This is a genomic window from Acidimangrovimonas pyrenivorans (genome assembly GCF_042643245.1).
Taxonomy (GTDB): domain Bacteria; phylum Pseudomonadota; class Alphaproteobacteria; order Rhodobacterales; family Rhodobacteraceae; genus Acidimangrovimonas; species Acidimangrovimonas pyrenivorans.
Genome location: NZ_JBHRSK010000015.1, coordinates 136,690 through 152,006, shown reverse-complemented (window position 1 = coordinate 152,006; position 15,317 = coordinate 136,690). Strand labels below are relative to the sequence as shown.

The window sequence follows — 15,317 nt, the reverse complement described above, 5'->3', positions numbered from 1 at the left end:
CAGAATTCCCCACCGCGCGCGCCGGACCTAACTTGCTGCCATGCCAAGGAAAACCGAGACGAGACTGAGAACGGCCGTGAAGGCCCTGGTGTGGAACGCGATTGGCCTGGCGGTTATGGCCGGGGTCGGCCTGGCGATGACCGGCTCGGCCGCGCTGGGCGGGGCGATGGCGCTGTTGAACACCGTTATCGGGCTGGTCAGCTATGTCATCTACGAGCGGGTCTGGGCCCATGTGGAGTGGGGCCGGCATGGCTGACCGCTTCCCCTTCCGCGGAACGGAATGGCCGACGCTGGCGCTGATCGCGGCGACCTATGCCGTCTGGGCGCTGGGCACCGGCTGGCTTTACGGCGCGGCGCCGGTGCTGGGCTGGATCGCCACCGTGCTGGCCGTCGCCCAGTTCTCGTCGCTCCAGCACGAGGCGCTGCACGGCCATCCGTTCCGGAACCGGCTGCTGAACGAGGCGCTGGTCTTCCCGGCGCTGACGGTCTTCGTGCCTTATCGCCGCTTCCGCGAGACCCATATCGCCCATCACCGCGACCCGCTGCTGACCGATCCCTATGACGATCCCGAGAGCAACTACCTCGACCCGGCGGTGTGGAGCCGGCTGTCGCGGCCGGCGCGGCGGCTGTTGCGGCTCAACAACACGCTGCTGGGCCGGATCGTGCTGGGGCCGGCGATCGGCACGGTGGTGTTCCTGCGCGACGACTGGCGCAAGGTGCGGGCCGGGAACCGGGCGATCGCCCGGGCCTGGCTGCTGCATGGCGTCGGGTTGATGCTGGTGCTGGCCTGGCTGTGGCGCGTCGGGCAGATGCCGCTCTGGGCCTATCTGCTGGCGGCCTACGCCGCCTACGGCCTCCTGAAGATCCGCACCTTCCTCGAGCATCGCGCCCATGAGGCGGCGCCGCAGCGGACAGTGATCATCGAGGATCGCGGGCCGCTGGCCGTGCTGTTCCTGTTCAACAACCTGCATGTCGTCCACCACATGTATCCCGGCGTGCCGTGGTACCGGCTGCCGCGGCTCTATGCCGAGGGGCGGGCGCGGTTCCTCGAGGTGAACGGCGGCTATGTCTACCGCTCCTATGGCGAGATCTTCCGTCGCCACCTGCTGCGCGCCAAGGACCCGGTGCCGCATCCTTTCTACCGTTCCGCGCGATAGAGCCTCGACCTGCCCGTTCCCGCGTGCCAGACAGGCGGCATGCAGCTCTGGGTTCTCGTCACCATCACCGCCGCCGCGGTCCAGACCGTGCGCTTCAGCCTGCAGAAACAGCTGAGGTCGACCGGGCTTTCGACCGGCGGGGCGACGTTTTCGCGCTTCCTGTTCGCCGCCCCGCTGGCTGCGATCGCGGCGGCCACGCTGATCGTTCAGTCGGGGCAGGGGATGCCGGTGCTGGACGCGAAATTCTGGGCCTTCGCCATGGCCGGCGGGCTGGGCCAGATCATCGCCACCCTCTGCACCGTGGCGCTGTTCTCCGAGCGCAGCTTCGCCGTCGGCATCGCCTTCACCAAGACCGAGACGGTGCAGGTGGCGCTGTTCTCGGGCATCGTGCTGGGCGACGAGATCTCGACCGCCGGTTACATCGCCATCCTGATCGGGCTGGCCGGGGTGCTGTTGCTGTCGCGGCCGCCGAGGCGGGCCGATGGCGGCAAGGTGACGATCTTCAACCGCGCGACGCTGCTGGGGCTGCTGGCGGGCGGATTCTTCGGTGCCTCCGCCATCGGCTATCGCGGCGCGACGCTCGAGATCGCACGCGACGACGTCATGCTGCGGGCGGCGCTGGCGCTGGCCTGCGTGACCACCTTCCAGAGCCTGGTCATGATCGCCTGGCTGCGCTGGCGCGAGCCGGGCGAGGTATCGCGCGTGATCGGCGCCTGGCGGGCGACGGCGCTGGTCGGGCTGACCGGGGTGCTGGGTTCGTTCGGCTGGTTCGTCGCCTTCACGCTGGAAAACGCGGCCTTCGTCCGCTCGGTCGGGCAGATCGAGCTGCTGTTCAGCTTCCTGTCCTCGACCTTCATCTTCCGTGAGAAGAGCCGCCCGGCCGAGATCGTCGGCATGGCGCTGCTGGTGGCCAGCATCCTGATGATCATCCGGATCGCCTGAGGCGCTGCCCGGCATTGTCGCCGGGCAAAGCTGGTGGGACGGGCAACCCGCGTCAGGCGATGCGGCGGAAGACTGACTCGGGGCCGGAATTGTCGAAGAAGGGCACGCTGTCGGCCGGGCCGTGATCGAGGGTATGGGCGATTTCGGCCAGCACCACCTCGGTGATGAAGGGCAGGTCGAAATGGCGCACCTTGCCCAGCGGGATCCATTGCAGATGCGACAGCTCGTCGGAGGCGCGCGAAAAATCGTCGGGGTCGGTGGCGATGGCGCCGACCTCGGCGAGGAAGAAGCGCGCGTCGAAGCGGCGCGGCCGGCCGCTGGGGGTGATGGCGCGGAAGACGTAGGTCAGGCCCTCGGCGCTGGGCATCATCCCGGCGGCGGCGAAGCTCTCCCAGTCGGGCTCGGGCGTGCCGGGCCAGTCCAGCCGGGCGGCCATCGGCAGGCCGGTCTCTTCCCACAGCTCGCGGATCGCGGCGACGGTCAGGGCATGGGCGCGGGCCGCCCCGGCCCCCTCGGCCAGGCGCCGGCCGCAGTCGAAATTGATCGTCTTGGCCAGCGGCACCGCGCCGTCGCCGGCATCGACGGCACCGCCGGGAAAGACGAACTTGTTGGGCATGAAGGCGGCCTTGGCGCCGCGCTGGCCCATCAGCACCTCGGGGCCCTCGGGGCCGCCGCGGGTCAGGATGATGGTGGCGGCATCGCGGATCGCGCTCTTGTCCACCGCCTGCTTGACATTGCCCCCGGTGGTCATGGTCAGGCCTCCGCCGCGCGCTCGCGCTCCTCGCCGCCGAAGCCGTGCATCCGCTTGGCCCACTGGATCGCGATCATCACGCCCTTGAGCCGGGGCAGCAGGTAGAGCGACAACAGCACCGTCCCGGCGCTGAACATGGCGGCCAGCATGATCGGCTGGGGCCGGAACTCCATGTAGACGGTGAAGATCAGCGGCGCCATCAGGTGGCCGACGATCAGGATGGTCAGGTAGGCCGGGCCGTCATCGGCGCGCTGGTGATACAGTTCCTCGCCGCAGACCGGGCAGGCATCGTGGACCTTGAGATAGCCCTTGAGCATCGGCCCGGTGCCGCAATTCGGGCAGCGCCGCCGCCAGCCGCGCCACATCGCCGGTTTGACCGGGCGCTCTTCTTCCTCATCAAGGATTGTCTGATCGGTCATGGGCGGTTCCTCGGGATAAGCCTTCCTTGTAACGAAAACGTGCCGCCGGGGGAAGACAATGCCCACTCTTGCGTCTCGATGCCGCAAGAGTGGGCAGAGGCGCGTTCGCGGCGCAGTCCTGCAAGGCGCGGGAGTGTTCGCAAGCCGCGTTGGCTGCCCGAGCGGGACGGGCCGCGGCGGCGCCCGTCGGCCGCCGATTCCCGAGCCTCCCGAAAAATCCGCAACCCGGCGACGGAAATGGCGACGGCCCCCGTATCACGATCATAACGCGCGACGAGACACCGCGCCGGAACAAGGAGTAGAGAGATGATTTCGAGGACGACGCTTACCGCTCTGACGCTGGCTGCCGTGATGGCTGCGGGTGTCTCCACCGGGCTGCAGGCGCAGGGCATGGGGCCGGCCGGCGACGGGCCGGGGCCGAAGATGAGCTTTGCCGCCATCGACGCCAATGGCGACGGCCAGATCTCGCCCGACGAGATCGCGGCCTATCGCGCCAAGCAGGTCGCCGGGCTCGACGCCAATGGCGACGGCTTCCTGACCGCCGACGAGATTGCCGCCTTCCGGCTCAGCAAGATGAAGGCCCGGGTCGAGGCCCGCGCCGCGCAGATGGTCAAGCGGCTCGACCTGAACGGCGACGGCAAGATCAGTGTCGAGGAAATGGCCGCCCGGCCGATGCCGATGCAGGCGATGCTGTCGCGGATCGACACCAATGGCGACGGCAATATCTCGAAGGCCGAATTCGATGCCGCCAAGGCCCGGTTCGCGCGCATGCACGATCGGCGCGGCGACCGGGGCGACCGCGGCGACCGGGGCGACCGGGGCGGCTGGATGGGCCATCATCGCGGTGACCGGGACGGTCACGGCATGATGGGCCGGATGGATCATCACCGTGGCCAGATGATGCAGGGCCAGGGCGACCGGATGCAGCGCCGCGACGGCTCCTGCGACTGGCAGGATCAGCGCCCGGGCATGATGCCGCGGCAAGGTCAGGGCCAGGGGCAGGGCCAAGGTCAGGGCCAAGGTCAGGGCATGGGCCAGCAGCAGATGCCGAAGGCGCAACAGGACAACTGACGCCCTGAGCGCATGAAACAGGGTCGCGTCCGGAGAACCGGGCGCGGCGGATTGCCGGACCCGGGGTTTCGGGATAGGCCGAAGGCAAGATGTCCATGCCCTATGACGCCCTTTCAGACGCCTCGGACGACGCGCTGCTGGTGCTCTATGCCAACGGCGACGCCGATGCCGCGCGGCTGCTGACCGGACGTCTCGCCCCCCGCGCGCTGGGCTACGCGCAGCGCGTGCTGGGCGACCGGGCCGAGGCCGAGGACGTGGTGCAGGAGGCGATGCTGCGGCTGTGGCGCATGGCGCCCGACTGGCGGCAGGGCGAGGCGAAAGTGTCGACCTGGCTCTACCGTGTGGTCGCCAACCTGTGTACCGACCGGCTGCGCAAGGCCCGTACAGTGGGCCTGGACGCCGCGCCCGAGGTCGAGGACGGCCAGCCCGGCGCGGTGGCGCGGCTGGAACAGGCCGACCGGGTGCGGGCGCTGGACGCCGCGCTGGCCAAGCTGCCCGAGCGCCAGCGCCAGGCGGTGGTGCTGCGGCACCTGGAGGGATTGTCGAACCCCGAGATCGCGGAGGTGATGGAGATCGGGGTCGAGGCGGTCGAGAGTTTGACCGCGCGGGGGAAACGGGCGCTGGCCGCCGCTCTGGCCGGCCGGCGCGCAGAACTGGGATATGGCGATGACTGACAGGTCGAAAGAATTCGATGGGCTGGAGGCCTTCTTCGACGCGGCGCGGGCCGAGGCCCCGCAGCCGTCGGAAGACCTGATGGCCCGCATCCTCGCCGATGCCGAGGCCGAGACGGCGCGCCGTGCCGCGCCGGTTCCCGAGGCACCTTCCGCAATCCGGCCGGCAGCGAAGGTGCTGGGCTTCTGGGATGCGCTGGTGCTGGCACTGGGCGGGCGTGGTGCGCTGGCCGGGCTGGCCGGGGCGATGGTCGCCGGGCTGTGGCTCGGCGTCTCGCAGCCGGCCCCGATCGCCAGCCTCGCCCAGCAGGTTGCCGGTGACGGCACGACGCTGGAACAGGTCGACGTGATCCCGACTTTCGACAGCTACATGCAGCAAGCCGATGCAGGTGAATGAGCCATGACCGAGACCGACAAGACCAAAACGGCGCCGAGTGGCCAGACCCCGACAGGCCAGCCCCCGACCGGCCAGTCCCCGACAGGCAAGGGCGCGAATGGCAAGGGGTTGGGCGGCTGGGGCCGCGGCATGCGGCTGCTGCTGATCGGTTCGCTGGGGCTGAACCTGGTGATCGTCGGGCTGGTGGCCGGCGCGGTCATCGACCACGTCCGCCGCGACCGCCCGCCGATCGTCCGCGACCTGGGCTTCGGCCCCTATTCCAGGGCGCTGAGCCACCAGGACCGGATCGCCCTGATGCGCGGCTTCGCGCAGGAGACCGGCGGGTTCCGGGCGATGCGGCGCGAGGCGCGGGCGGAATTCGGCCGGCTGCTGGAATTGCTGCGGGCCGAGCCCTTCGACGCGGCGGCGCTGAAGGCGCTGATGCAGAAACAGGAGACGCGGGCGGTCGAGCGGCTGGCGCTGGGCCAGAAGCTGCTGATCGAGCGGATCGAGGCGATGAGCCCGGCCGACCGCCGGGCCTTCGCGGATCGGCTGCAGGTGGCGCTGGCGCATGACGGGCACCACCGGCCGTCGCCGCCGCAAGGAAACTAGCCGGGAGCCCAGCCAGCGCCGCGCCGCCGGCCAGGCGGTTGGCGACGGTTGCGACCCGGCCCGCTTTTCGCCGTCTCGCCCGGCGACAGTCCCGGAGATATTGGCTAAGAAGTCCCCGACACCAGCCGCGCCGCCGGGGCGCGCCAAGCGGAGACTGCCGATGAGTTCACAAGACGCCGCCGAGACGCTGGCCCTGAGGGCCCTGGCCTGGCTGGCCGGGAACGAGGAACTGCTGCCGGTCTTCCTGGGGGCGAGCGGGGCGTCGCTGGAGGAACTGAAGGCGCGGGCCGGCGATCCGGTCTTCCTTGGCGCGGTGCTGGACTTCCTGCTGATGGACGACCGCTGGGTCGTCGCCTTCTGCGAGGCCGAGGGGCTCGATTTCGAGGCGCCGATGCGCGCCCGCCAGGCCCTGCCCGGCGGGGCGCAGGTGAACTGGACCTAGGCTTTCACGAACAGCGCGACCAGCGCCGTGTCGCCGCGATGCGCGGGATCGGCGGCGGCGCCGTAGATCGGCACCTCTTCCAGCCGCAGGTCGCGGAGCGCGCCGCCCAGGCTGTCGAGCTTGGCGGCGAAGCCGGCCTCGCGATAGACGGCGGCGTTGATCGAAAGCGCGAAACGCGCGCCCGGCCGGGCGATGCGCATCAGTTCATCCAGCGCCTCGGGGCCGACATGGCCATGGGTGAAGGTGCCCGAGCTGGTGATCCCGCCATAACTGTCGTCGGCGATGCTCAGCCCCTGCGTCAGGTCGGCCTGCATCAGCTCGCGGTAAAACCCCTTGCCGCGCGCGGTCTCGAGCATTTCGGCCGAGATGTCGAGCGCGTCGACCGGGCCGATGCCGTGCCGTGCCAGCCCCTCGGCCAGCAGCCCGGTGCCGGCGCCGACATCCAGCACCGGCCCGGCGCCGCCGGCGGCCGCGAAGGCGTCGGCGACCGCCTGCGGCAGGCGGTAATCCATCGAGCTGGCGAAGTCGCTGTCATAGCTGGCTGCCCAGTCGCGGTAGAGCCGGACGGAATCCTCCGGCGTCTTCAGGGCATAGGCGGCGTCGAGGTCGGGGCCTTCGTGGCTGTCCTTGTTCTCAGGCATGGCCGCATTGGGCCGTGTCGGGGCTCGGAAATCAACCCCGAGGGGGCGTGCAGGCGGGTCTGTGCATGGCGTGCAGTCCCGTGCGGCAGGCATTCACTTGCGCGGATCTGGCATGGCGAGCGCCTGAAGCAGCCGGGCGGCGACGCCGGGTTCATCCCGGCGCCGGAACGGGTGCGCCTATTCGGCGGCCGCGCTCTCGGCCGCCGCTTCGTCCTCGGCCTTCCACGCCTCGAGAATCTCGCCGCCGAGCTTGCGCAGCGCCTTGTCGATCTGGGCGTCCGCGTCCAGCGGCTCCTCTTCCTTGATCAGTTTGCGCAGCCGCCGTGGCCGGCGCTGCAGGACCGAGCGTTGCATGATCGGCGGCACCAGCTGCGCCTCGGCCAGCGCCTGGGCCCAGGCCAGCACCAGCGAGGGCCGCGGCATCTCGGTCTCGACGCACCAGACATGCTCGAACAGGGTCATGATGTAATCCAGCACCGCGCCCTTGGGGTGGCGGCGGTCTGCCTTGTAGGGCAGGTGGAAGATGTCGGTGACGAATTCGTAGGACGGCCAGTAGCTCAGCACGCCCTCGTCTTCGACCTCGCGCAGCACCTCGTCGATCGCCACCCGCAGCACCGCCTTCGAGACCGAGTTCGAGGTCAGGCAGGAATTGTCGCGGAAGGTGGCGATGAGCGGGATCGGCGACAGGGTGAACAGCACCTTGGCGTCGGGCCGATGCTTGCGGATCAGCCGGTAGATGGCCAGCAGGTTGTCGCGGTTCTCCTGCACCGAGGAGACGCGGAACTTGTGGCGCGACGGGTCGTAGACATCCTTGGGGATGGTGCGCCAGAAGACGTTGCCGGTCGGCTCGTCATACCAGACCTCGGACAGGCCAAAGGTGAGGATGAAGAAATCGGTCTCGTCGAAGATGCGCCTGGTCTCGGCCTGGATCGCCGGGTCGTAGCCGTATTCCTCGGCCTTGTAGCCGTGCCACAGCGCCTGGTCGAAGACCTTGCCCTCCCAGGCCCATTCGAATTGCTGGCGGATGACGAAGGAGTTCACCATGCCCTCGCCGCAGGTGACGACATAGGCGTCCTTGGCCTTGTCCTCCTTGTTCAGCACCCGGAAGTTCCGCTTCGACAGCCAGTTCGAGATGTTGGCGGCGAAGCAGCTGCCGAAGGCGGTGATCTGGGTGTCGGGGCCGATCACCGGCGCCTCGGGGGCCCAGCCCTTGAGTACGAATCGCTCGGCCGCCTTGACGTCCAGCATCCGCGCCACGGTCGGGTTGTAATTGGTGTGCTCGCCCCGGAACCAGGTGCGGAACTCGCGCGTGTCCTTGGTGGTGTACTGGAAATTCAGATGCTCGGCGCCCGAGCGGTGGGTCCTGGTGCTGCGTGCCGGTTTGGTGCCCGCCTCGTTCCTGTCTGCCATGCCTGCCTCGTTGCTGCGCGTTTCGCATCTTTCCGGAGCCGTGGCAGGCTGACACCCGCCGCGCCGTTGCCCTCAGTATAGGGCAGAGGAATGTGGCGACCAAAGGACGAGACGGTGGGAAGGTGGCGGTGGGAAGGTGGCGCGGTTGCCGCTTTCTTCTGGGCGGCGGAGCGGCTAGCACTCGGGCATGAAGGTTCTTGCGATCTCCGGCAGCCGGCGGGCGGCCTCGACCAACACCGCGCTGCTGCGGGGACTGGCGGCCGCCGCCGGGCCGGGCCACGCGGTGACGCTGTGCGACGGGCTCGGCGATCTGCCGATCTTCTCGCCCGATCGCGAGGGGCCGCCGGCGCCGCCTGCGGTCGAGGCCTTCGCCGCGGCGGTGGGGCGGGCCGACGCGCTGGTGATCTCCTGCCCGGAATATGTCCGGGCCATGCCCGGCGGCTTCAAGAACGCCGTCGACTGGCTGGTCTCGCGCGACGAGATCATCGCCAAGCCGATCGCCCTGCTGCATGCCTCGCATCGCGGCGAGGACGTGCTGGCCGACCTGCGGCGGGTGCTGGGGACGGTCTCGGCCGGCTTCGCGCCCGATATCTTCGATCGCTTCGAGCTGATGAAGCTGACGCCGGACGAGATCGCCGAGCGCCTTGCCGCGCCCGAAGCCACCGCCCGGCTGCGCGGTTTCCTCGACCGGCTGGCCGTCCATGCGCAGGCGCTGGTGTCGGCAGGGGGATAGCCGCCGCAACGGCCCGGACGACCGGTCGCTGGACGATCTGCGATTTCCTCTCCTTCCCTGCTTGACGCCGCCGGTGGGGATGCGTAATACGCACTCCACGCTCGGATGGCGATCCGGGCGGCGATGTGCGGTTGTAGCTCAGTTGGTTAGAGTACCGGCCTGTCACGCCGGGGGTCGCGGGTTCGAGCCCCGTCAACCGCGCCATTCGCCCCTGATCGCCCGAGTGCCGCCTTTTCAGGCTCTGCGCGGTTGTAGCTCAGCTGGTTAGAGTACCGGCCTGTCACGCCGGGGGTCGCGGGTTCGAGCCCCGTCAACCGCGCCACTTCCTTCCCGATCTGCAAGACAGCGCCGTGTCCGTCGCGTCGAATCGTCCCGCTGGCGCCAAGGTGCCGCATTGCACCCGGCCGCGACCATGGCCATCTGGGGCGCAACCCATCGTTCCGGACAGGAGACCGCCTTGGCCTTTCTCGACCAGATCCCGCTCAACCTGCTGGTGCTTGCCGCGCTGACGCTCGGCCTGGCGCCGTTCTTCCCCGAGCCGCATATCTGGGAAAAGCTCAAGATGCTGGTCGCCGGCACCCTGAGCCGACCGATCGACATCTTCGATCTGGTCCTGCACGCGACGCCGTGGCTGCTGCTGATCGCCAAGCTGATCCGGATGGCGACCGCCGGTTCGGCCGGCTAGTCCCTCCGCGCCAGTCCCTCCGCACCAGTCCCTCCGCACCAGTCTCTCTGCGCTAGTCGCGCAGCGACAGCCGATAGCGCAGGTGATCGTCGGTCGGGGTGAAGCTGTCATAGAGCGCCCGGGCACGGGCGTTGTCCTTCGAGGTCATCCAGTAGAGCCGCGAGTAGCCGGCTTCCTTGCCGAGCGCGATCAGCCCCTCGATCAGCTTGCGCCCGAGTCCCTTGCCGCGCGCCGCTTCCGACACGAACAGGTCCTCGAGATAGAGGTCGGGCGTCGCCACCCAGGTCGATTCATGCGCCAGGTGCAGCGCGAAGCCCAGCATCTCGCCGTCGACCTCGGCCACCAGCATCCCCAGCGCCGAGTCCGGGGCGAAGACGCGGCGCCAGGTGGCATCGCTGACCTCGGCGGGCAGGGTGACGTCGTAGAAGGCCAGGTACTCGGCCCAGAGCGCGCGCCAGGCGGCTTCGTCTGCGGGCGTGGCGGGGCGGATGACTGTGCTCATGGGACCTCCTGTTCGGCAGCACTGTCCTAAGCCCCAATTCCTTCGAGGAAAACCGGATTTTCGCCGCGGCCCCGGCAGGGCCTCGCGGAGATTTCACCACCCATCACGCTTCGGTGGCCCGCTCATATTCCCTCTTCCGCGCCGCGATGCTTCGGCTAGCGTGCGGAGGCAACCGGGGTCTGCCGGGCCGCTTCCGGAAAGCGCGCCGACGGGCTCGGCCCTGACGGTTGTGTCTTTGTCCGGAGATGGAAGCCGGGCAATTTTCGGAGAGACGCAATGCGTTCACATCTTCTTCCCGCCATCCTGTTCGCCGCTCTTGCCGTCGCCCCGGCCGCCTTTGCCGCCGCGACGACGACCACGGTCGGCACCGTGAAAGAGTTCAGCGGCAAGCAGCACAAGCTGGTGCTGGCCGACGGCACGGCCTTCCACCTGCACAAGCACTACAAAGCCCACACCTTCAAGGCCGGCGAAAAGGTCAAGGTCGTCTGGGAAAAGAAGGGCAAGACCCAGGAGGCAAGCCGCGTCTGGATCGTCAAGTAATCCGCGGGACATGCTGCTTGGACGGGGGCCATCGGCCCCCGTATTCGTTTGTGTTGGTCTGTTGCGGCAAGGCGTGCCCGCGCGGCCCGTCAGGGTGGCGATCACGAAGCCGTGCGCGGCCTTTAAACTGAACGGTTCAGTTCATAATTCCCCGATACGCGCCTGGGAATGCCGGGCCGGGCCATGGCGGCCCGACCGACGCGACAAGCCCGGAAGGCGCGCGAAGACCCTGGGGGCAGGACAAGAGCAGGCCCCCTGAAAACGTGAGAGAAGACAGATGAATACCAAGTTTCTGACCGTGACCGTCGCCGCCCTCGTCGCCGCTGCCCCGATGGCCTTCGCCAATGGCGTGACCGGCGGCAAGATCACCTCGATCGACCCTGCGGCCCACACGCTCGCGCTGGACGGGGCGGTCTACTCGGTCGCCAGCCCGATCGATCTGCAGAACCTGACCAAGGGCGAGCAGATCTCGGTCTATGTCAACGACCACGCCGCTCCGCGCACGATCGAGCGCATCGTCGAGAACCAGTAAGCCAGCCTTCGACGGCACGAAAGGGAAGGCGGAGGCCAGGTCGGCCTCCGCCTTTTTCACTGCCGCCGTGGGCCGGCGCGCTTGTCCGGCTGGTCGGGCTTCACTCCGCGGTCAGCTTGTCGAGGACCCGGGCCCAGCTGCGGATGCCCTTGTGGAGTGAGCGGCGTCCCGGAAACGCTCCGGTGGAGCGTTTCAGCCGTGAACGGGCGGAGCCCCGCAGAGCTTCCACGGCGGGACGGTCGGGCTTCACTCCGCGGTCAGCTTGTCGAGGACCCGGGCCCAGCTGCGGATGCCCTTGTGGAAGCTCTCGAGGTCGTATTTCTCGTTCGGGCTGTGGATCTGGTCGTCGTCCTTGCCGAAGCCGATCAGCATCGCGTCCATGCCCAGAACCGACTTGAAATAGCCCGCGATCGGGATCGAGCCGCCGCAGCCGACATAGGCGGCCGGGGTTTCCCACTCCTCGGTCAGCGCCTCGCGCGCCTTCTCGAAGGCCGGGTCCGAGATTTCCATCTGCCCGGCGGGCGAGGCGCCGTGGCCGTGGAAGCTGACCTCGCAGTCGAACGGCACCATCGTCCGGATGTGGTTGCGGAAATTCTCGCGGATCACATGCGGGTCCTGGCTGCCGACGAGGCGGAAGCTGATCTTGGCATGGGCCTCGGAGGGCAGCACGGTCTTGAAGCCGTCGCCGGTATAGCCACCCCAGATGCCGTTGACGTCGCAGGTCGGCCGCGACCAGATCATTTCCAGCGGCGTCCGGTCATGCTCGCCCGCCGGCACCGACAGCCCGACATCGCCGAGGAACTTGGCATGGTCGAAGGCCAGGTTCTGCCATTGGGCGCGGACCTCGTCGGGCAGTTCCGGCACGCCGTCGTAGAAGCCCGGCACGGTGATGTGGCCGTTCTCGTCATGCAGGCTTGCGATGATCTTGGCCAGCACCCGGATCGGGTTGATCGCCGCGCCGCCGAACATGCCCGAATGCAGGTCCTTGTTGGCCGCCTTGATGGTGATCTCCTCGCCCAGCAGCCCGCGCAGCATGGTGACGATCGCCGGGGTCTTCGATTCGAACAGCCCGGTGTCGCAGATCAGCGCCAGGTCGGCTTTCAGCTCCTCGGCATTCTCCTTCATGAACGGGATCAGCGAGGGCGAGCCCGATTCCTCCTCGCCCTCGAGGAAGATGGTGAGGTTCCTGGGCAGGCTGCCGTTCACTTCCTTCCAGGCCCGGCAGGCCTCGATGAAGGTCATCAGCTGGCCCTTGTCGTCGCTCGAGCCACGGCCGCGGATCACCTTGCCGGCCGCGGTGTCCTGGAGCTCGGGATCGAACGGGTCGCGGTCCCACAGCTCCAGCGGATCGACCGGCTGGACGTCGTAATGGCCGTAGAACAGCAGATGCGGGCCCTCACCGCCGGAATGGGCGACCACCATCGGGTGGCCGGGGGTCGGGCGCTTGGAGGCGTCGAAGCCGAGGTCCTTCAGGTCCTCGACGATCCAGTCGGCGGCGCGGTCGCACTCCGCCTTGTAGGCCGGATCGGTCGAGATCGACGGGATGCGCAGCAGAGCCAGCAGCCGCTCGGTGGCCTCTGGCAGGGTTTCGTCGATCCGGGCGAGCACGGGGTCGATCGACATGGCGCGGTCCTTTCTTGGTGATATGCGTGATTGGCGCGGAGCCTAGCACCGCGCCCGGCACTGTCCAGAGGCGGGCGCTCGTCCGGCCCGGTGCCGGCCGTGGCCGCCTGTCGCGGCATCCTCCTCCTGCCCCGGACGCGCAAACCCCTGTCCAGCCGCGTTTTCTGGCGTTATGCTGGCCCTGTAAGGGGAAGGAGAGGGGAATGCTGACGAAACCGATCGTGTCGGCGCTGTTAGCCTGCGCCGCGTCCGTCGCCTTGGCCGTGGCCGCCAGCGCCGGGATGGAGGACGGCCCGGTCGACGGCAGCACCGCCGCCAAGCAGCTTTTCGCGCCCGGCGCTGCCAAGGTGACCCTGCTGGCGCAGGACTTTCTCAGCGCCAAGGACCGCAGGGTGATCCGGCAGGTGGCGAAGACGCAGAAATACTACGGCGCCATCGCCGCCTCGCCCTCCGACGGGCTGCTGGCCCAGGCCACGGTGGCCGCGGCCGATTACCACAGCGTCAAGTCGGCGACGCTGGCCGCGCTGCGCACCTGCAACGAACGCCGCTCGGGGGCGCAGGCCTGCGTGATCGTTGCCCAGATCCTGCCGAAGAAATGGGCCGACCATCCGCTGACGCTGAGCGCCGACGCCACTGCCGCCTTCGACGGCGACTACCGCAAGGCGCGCAATCCCAAGGCGCTGGCGATCTCGCCGACCAGCGGCGCCTGGGGGATCGGCACCGGCAACGGCGCCGCCGATTCGGCCGTCGAGGCCTGCGCCGGCAAGGGCGGCGCGGTCGATTGCCGGGTGGTCGTCGTCAACTGATGGTGACATGCCGGGACAAATTGCCCACTGGCCGGACGGCATATTGATGAATATCAAGGCGGAATGCGAACGAGCCCTCTAGGGCTGGTCCGGCCGGACAGGGCAGGGGAGACGGACATGGATTATTCCAAGGCACTCGACGACGCGATCCAGCGGTTGCACGACGAAGGACGCTACCGCGTCTTCATCGATATCGAGCGCGCGAAAGGGGCCTATCCCAAGGCGGTCTGGACCAAACCCGACGGGTCCCAGCAGGACATCACCATCTGGTGCGGCAACGACTATCTCGGCATGGGCCAGCATCCGGCGGTGCTGGCCGCGATGCACGAGGCGCTGGACGCCACCGGCGCCGGCTCGGGCGGGACGCGCAACATCTCGGGCACCACGGTCTATCACAAGCGGCTCGAGGCCGAGCTGGCCGACCTGCACGGCAAGGAGGCGGCGCTGGTCTTCTCCTCGGCCTATATCGCCAATGACGCGACGCTCTCCACCCTGCCCAAGCTGTTCCCCGGCCTGATCATCTATTCCGACGAACTCAACCACGCCTCGATGATCGAGGGGATCAAGCGCAACGGCGGCGCCAAGCGCATCTTCCGCCACAACGACGTCGCCCATCTGCGCGAGCTGCTGGAAGCCGACGATCCGGCGGCGCCGAAGCTGATCGCCTTCGAATCGATCTACTCGATGGACGGCGATTTCGGCCCGATCGGCGCGCTGTGCGACCTGGCCGAGGAATTCAACGCCCTGACCTATCTCGACGAGGTCCATGCCGTCGGCATGTACGGCCCGCGCGGCGGCGGCGTGTCCGAGCGCGACGGCCTCGCCGACCGGATCGACATCATCAACGGCACGCTGGGCAAGGCCTTCGGCGTCTTCGGCGGCTATGTCGCCGCCAGCGCGAAGATGGTTGATGCCGTGCGCTCCTACGCGCCGGGCTTCATCTTCACCACCTCGCTGCCGCCGGCCGTGGCCGCCGGTGCCGCCGCCTCGATCGCCTTCCTGAAAAGCGCCGAGGGCCAGAAGCTGCGCGATGCCCAGCAACTGCACGCGAAGAGCCTCAAGACCCGGCTGCGCGCCATGGGCCTGCCGATCATCGACCATGGCAGTCATATCGTGCCGGTGCATGTCGGCAACCCGGTGCACTGTAAGCAGCTGTCGGACCTGCTGCTCGAGGAATACGGGATCTACGTCCAGCCGATCAACTTCCCGACCGTGCCGCGCGGCACCGAGCGGCTGCGCTTCACGCCCTCGCCGGTGCACGATCCCAAGCAGATCGACCATCTTGTGCGCGCCATGGATCAGCTCTGGTCGCAATGTGCGCTAAATCGTGCCGAAATGAGCGCCTGACCGCTTGAGCGGGTGCATGCTGCCTCCTGCTGTGGTAATGAAAATCACAATAGCTCG

Annotated in this window: 20 protein-coding genes and 2 tRNA genes; 16 read left to right on the top strand and 6 right to left on the bottom strand. The window is 68.5% G+C overall.

Features of this window, described 5'->3' with window-relative positions:
• Positions 1-76 precede the first annotated feature (76 nt).
• From ACFOES_RS17280 to ACFOES_RS17270, 3 genes are read left to right on the top strand one after another with little or no spacing between them, the layout of a single operon-like run.
• On the top strand, positions 77-256 hold the full coding sequence (locus ACFOES_RS17280) for a DUF2061 domain-containing protein (protein WP_377834614.1): 180 nt from the start codon (positions 77-79) through the stop codon (positions 254-256).
• Positions 249-1,157: a fatty acid desaturase gene (locus tag ACFOES_RS17275; RefSeq protein WP_377834613.1), complete on the top strand. Its 909-nt coding sequence runs from the start codon at positions 249-251 to the stop codon at positions 1,155-1,157. The genes ACFOES_RS17280 and ACFOES_RS17275 overlap by 8 nt, the downstream gene beginning before the upstream one ends.
• 39 nt (positions 1,158-1,196) lie before the next feature.
• Positions 1,197-2,099, top strand: coding sequence for an EamA family transporter (locus ACFOES_RS17270; RefSeq protein ID WP_377834612.1), 903 nt, complete (start codon positions 1,197-1,199; stop codon positions 2,097-2,099).
• Between the two features lie 52 nt (positions 2,100-2,151).
• Here ACFOES_RS17270 and ACFOES_RS17265 read toward each other — a convergent pair whose 3' ends face one another.
• Positions 2,152-2,850, bottom strand: coding sequence for an NUDIX hydrolase (locus ACFOES_RS17265; RefSeq protein WP_377834611.1), 699 nt, complete (start codon positions 2,848-2,850; stop codon positions 2,152-2,154).
• A gap of 2 nt (positions 2,851-2,852) precedes the next feature.
• Positions 2,853-3,269, bottom strand: a complete 417-nt coding sequence (locus ACFOES_RS17260; protein WP_377834610.1) for a DUF983 domain-containing protein — start codon at positions 3,267-3,269, stop codon at positions 2,853-2,855.
• A 306-nt stretch (positions 3,270-3,575) separates the two neighbouring features.
• Here ACFOES_RS17260 and ACFOES_RS17255 point away from each other — a divergent pair, with 306 nt between their 5' ends.
• The 5 genes from ACFOES_RS17255 to ACFOES_RS17235 all read left to right on the top strand — a co-directional run bounded on the left by ACFOES_RS17255 (position 3,576) and on the right by ACFOES_RS17235 (position 6,441).
• Positions 3,576-4,340 (top strand): EF-hand domain-containing protein, encoded by a 765-nt coding sequence (locus ACFOES_RS17255; RefSeq protein WP_377834609.1) that lies wholly within the window; start codon positions 3,576-3,578, stop codon positions 4,338-4,340.
• 89 nt (positions 4,341-4,429) lie between these two features.
• Positions 4,430-5,014 (top strand): RNA polymerase sigma factor, encoded by a 585-nt coding sequence (locus ACFOES_RS17250; protein ID WP_377834608.1) that lies wholly within the window; start codon positions 4,430-4,432, stop codon positions 5,012-5,014.
• A complete protein-coding gene (locus tag ACFOES_RS17245; protein WP_377834607.1) occupies positions 5,007-5,408 on the top strand; it encodes a hypothetical protein in 402 nt (133 codons plus the stop codon). Before ACFOES_RS17250 ends, ACFOES_RS17245 begins: the two co-directional genes overlap by 8 nt.
• 3 nt (positions 5,409-5,411) lie before the next feature.
• On the top strand, positions 5,412-5,999 hold the full coding sequence (locus tag ACFOES_RS17240; RefSeq protein ID WP_377834606.1) for a periplasmic heavy metal sensor: 588 nt from the start codon (positions 5,412-5,414) through the stop codon (positions 5,997-5,999).
• Positions 6,000-6,159: 160 nt separating this feature from the next.
• A complete protein-coding gene (locus ACFOES_RS17235) occupies positions 6,160-6,441 on the top strand; it encodes a DUF3572 domain-containing protein (RefSeq protein WP_377834605.1) in 282 nt (93 codons plus the stop codon).
• On the opposite strand, the gene ACFOES_RS17230 is transcribed toward ACFOES_RS17235, so the two are convergent.
• Both ACFOES_RS17230 and ACFOES_RS17225 read right to left on the bottom strand, forming a co-directional pair.
• On the bottom strand, positions 6,438-7,082 hold the full coding sequence (locus tag ACFOES_RS17230) for a class I SAM-dependent DNA methyltransferase (protein WP_377834604.1): 645 nt from the start codon (positions 7,080-7,082) through the stop codon (positions 6,438-6,440). The two genes, ACFOES_RS17235 and ACFOES_RS17230, sit on opposite strands and share 4 nt — an antisense overlap.
• Before the next feature lie 177 nt (positions 7,083-7,259).
• Positions 7,260-8,492, bottom strand: a complete 1,233-nt coding sequence (locus ACFOES_RS17225) for a GSCFA domain-containing protein (RefSeq protein WP_377834603.1) — start codon at positions 8,490-8,492, stop codon at positions 7,260-7,262.
• Between the two features lie 187 nt (positions 8,493-8,679).
• Between ACFOES_RS17225 and ACFOES_RS17220 the strand changes: the two genes are divergently transcribed.
• The 4 genes from ACFOES_RS17220 to ACFOES_RS17205 all read left to right on the top strand — a co-directional run bounded on the left by ACFOES_RS17220 (position 8,680) and on the right by ACFOES_RS17205 (position 9,910).
• On the top strand, positions 8,680-9,225 hold the full coding sequence (locus ACFOES_RS17220) for an NADPH-dependent FMN reductase (RefSeq protein ID WP_377834602.1): 546 nt from the start codon (positions 8,680-8,682) through the stop codon (positions 9,223-9,225).
• A 127-nt stretch (positions 9,226-9,352) separates the two neighbouring features.
• Positions 9,353-9,429: transfer RNA gene (locus ACFOES_RS17215), tRNA-Asp, on the top strand.
• A gap of 41 nt (positions 9,430-9,470) precedes the next feature.
• Positions 9,471-9,547: transfer RNA gene (locus tag ACFOES_RS17210), tRNA-Asp, on the top strand.
• Positions 9,548-9,682: 135 nt separating this feature from the next.
• A complete protein-coding gene (locus tag ACFOES_RS17205; RefSeq protein ID WP_377834601.1) occupies positions 9,683-9,910 on the top strand; it encodes an RND transporter in 228 nt (75 codons plus the stop codon).
• 52 nt (positions 9,911-9,962) lie between these two features.
• Here ACFOES_RS17205 and ACFOES_RS17200 read toward each other — a convergent pair whose 3' ends face one another.
• A complete protein-coding gene (locus ACFOES_RS17200; RefSeq protein ID WP_377834600.1) occupies positions 9,963-10,412 on the bottom strand; it encodes a GNAT family N-acetyltransferase in 450 nt (149 codons plus the stop codon).
• Positions 10,413-10,688: 276 nt separating this feature from the next.
• On the opposite strand from ACFOES_RS17200, the gene ACFOES_RS17195 reads away from it, so the two are divergent.
• Complete coding sequence (locus ACFOES_RS17195) at positions 10,689-10,952, top strand: hypothetical protein (protein ID WP_377834599.1); 264 nt, start codon at positions 10,689-10,691, stop codon at positions 10,950-10,952.
• Between the two features lie 277 nt (positions 10,953-11,229).
• On the top strand, positions 11,230-11,484 hold the full coding sequence (locus ACFOES_RS17190) for a hypothetical protein (protein ID WP_377834598.1): 255 nt from the start codon (positions 11,230-11,232) through the stop codon (positions 11,482-11,484).
• Between the two features lie 246 nt (positions 11,485-11,730).
• On the opposite strand, the gene ACFOES_RS17185 is transcribed toward ACFOES_RS17190, so the two are convergent.
• Positions 11,731-13,107 (bottom strand): M20/M25/M40 family metallo-hydrolase, encoded by a 1,377-nt coding sequence (locus tag ACFOES_RS17185; protein ID WP_377834597.1) that lies wholly within the window; start codon positions 13,105-13,107, stop codon positions 11,731-11,733.
• A gap of 203 nt (positions 13,108-13,310) precedes the next feature.
• Here ACFOES_RS17185 and ACFOES_RS17180 point away from each other — a divergent pair, with 203 nt between their 5' ends.
• Both ACFOES_RS17180 and hemA read left to right on the top strand, forming a co-directional pair.
• Positions 13,311-13,913, top strand: coding sequence for a 5-aminolevulic acid synthase (locus ACFOES_RS17180; protein WP_377834596.1), 603 nt, complete (start codon positions 13,311-13,313; stop codon positions 13,911-13,913).
• 117 nt (positions 13,914-14,030) lie between these two features.
• Complete coding sequence (gene hemA / locus ACFOES_RS17175; RefSeq protein ID WP_377834595.1) at positions 14,031-15,260, top strand: 5-aminolevulinate synthase; 1,230 nt, start codon at positions 14,031-14,033, stop codon at positions 15,258-15,260.
• The last annotated feature ends 57 nt before the right edge of the window (positions 15,261-15,317 follow it).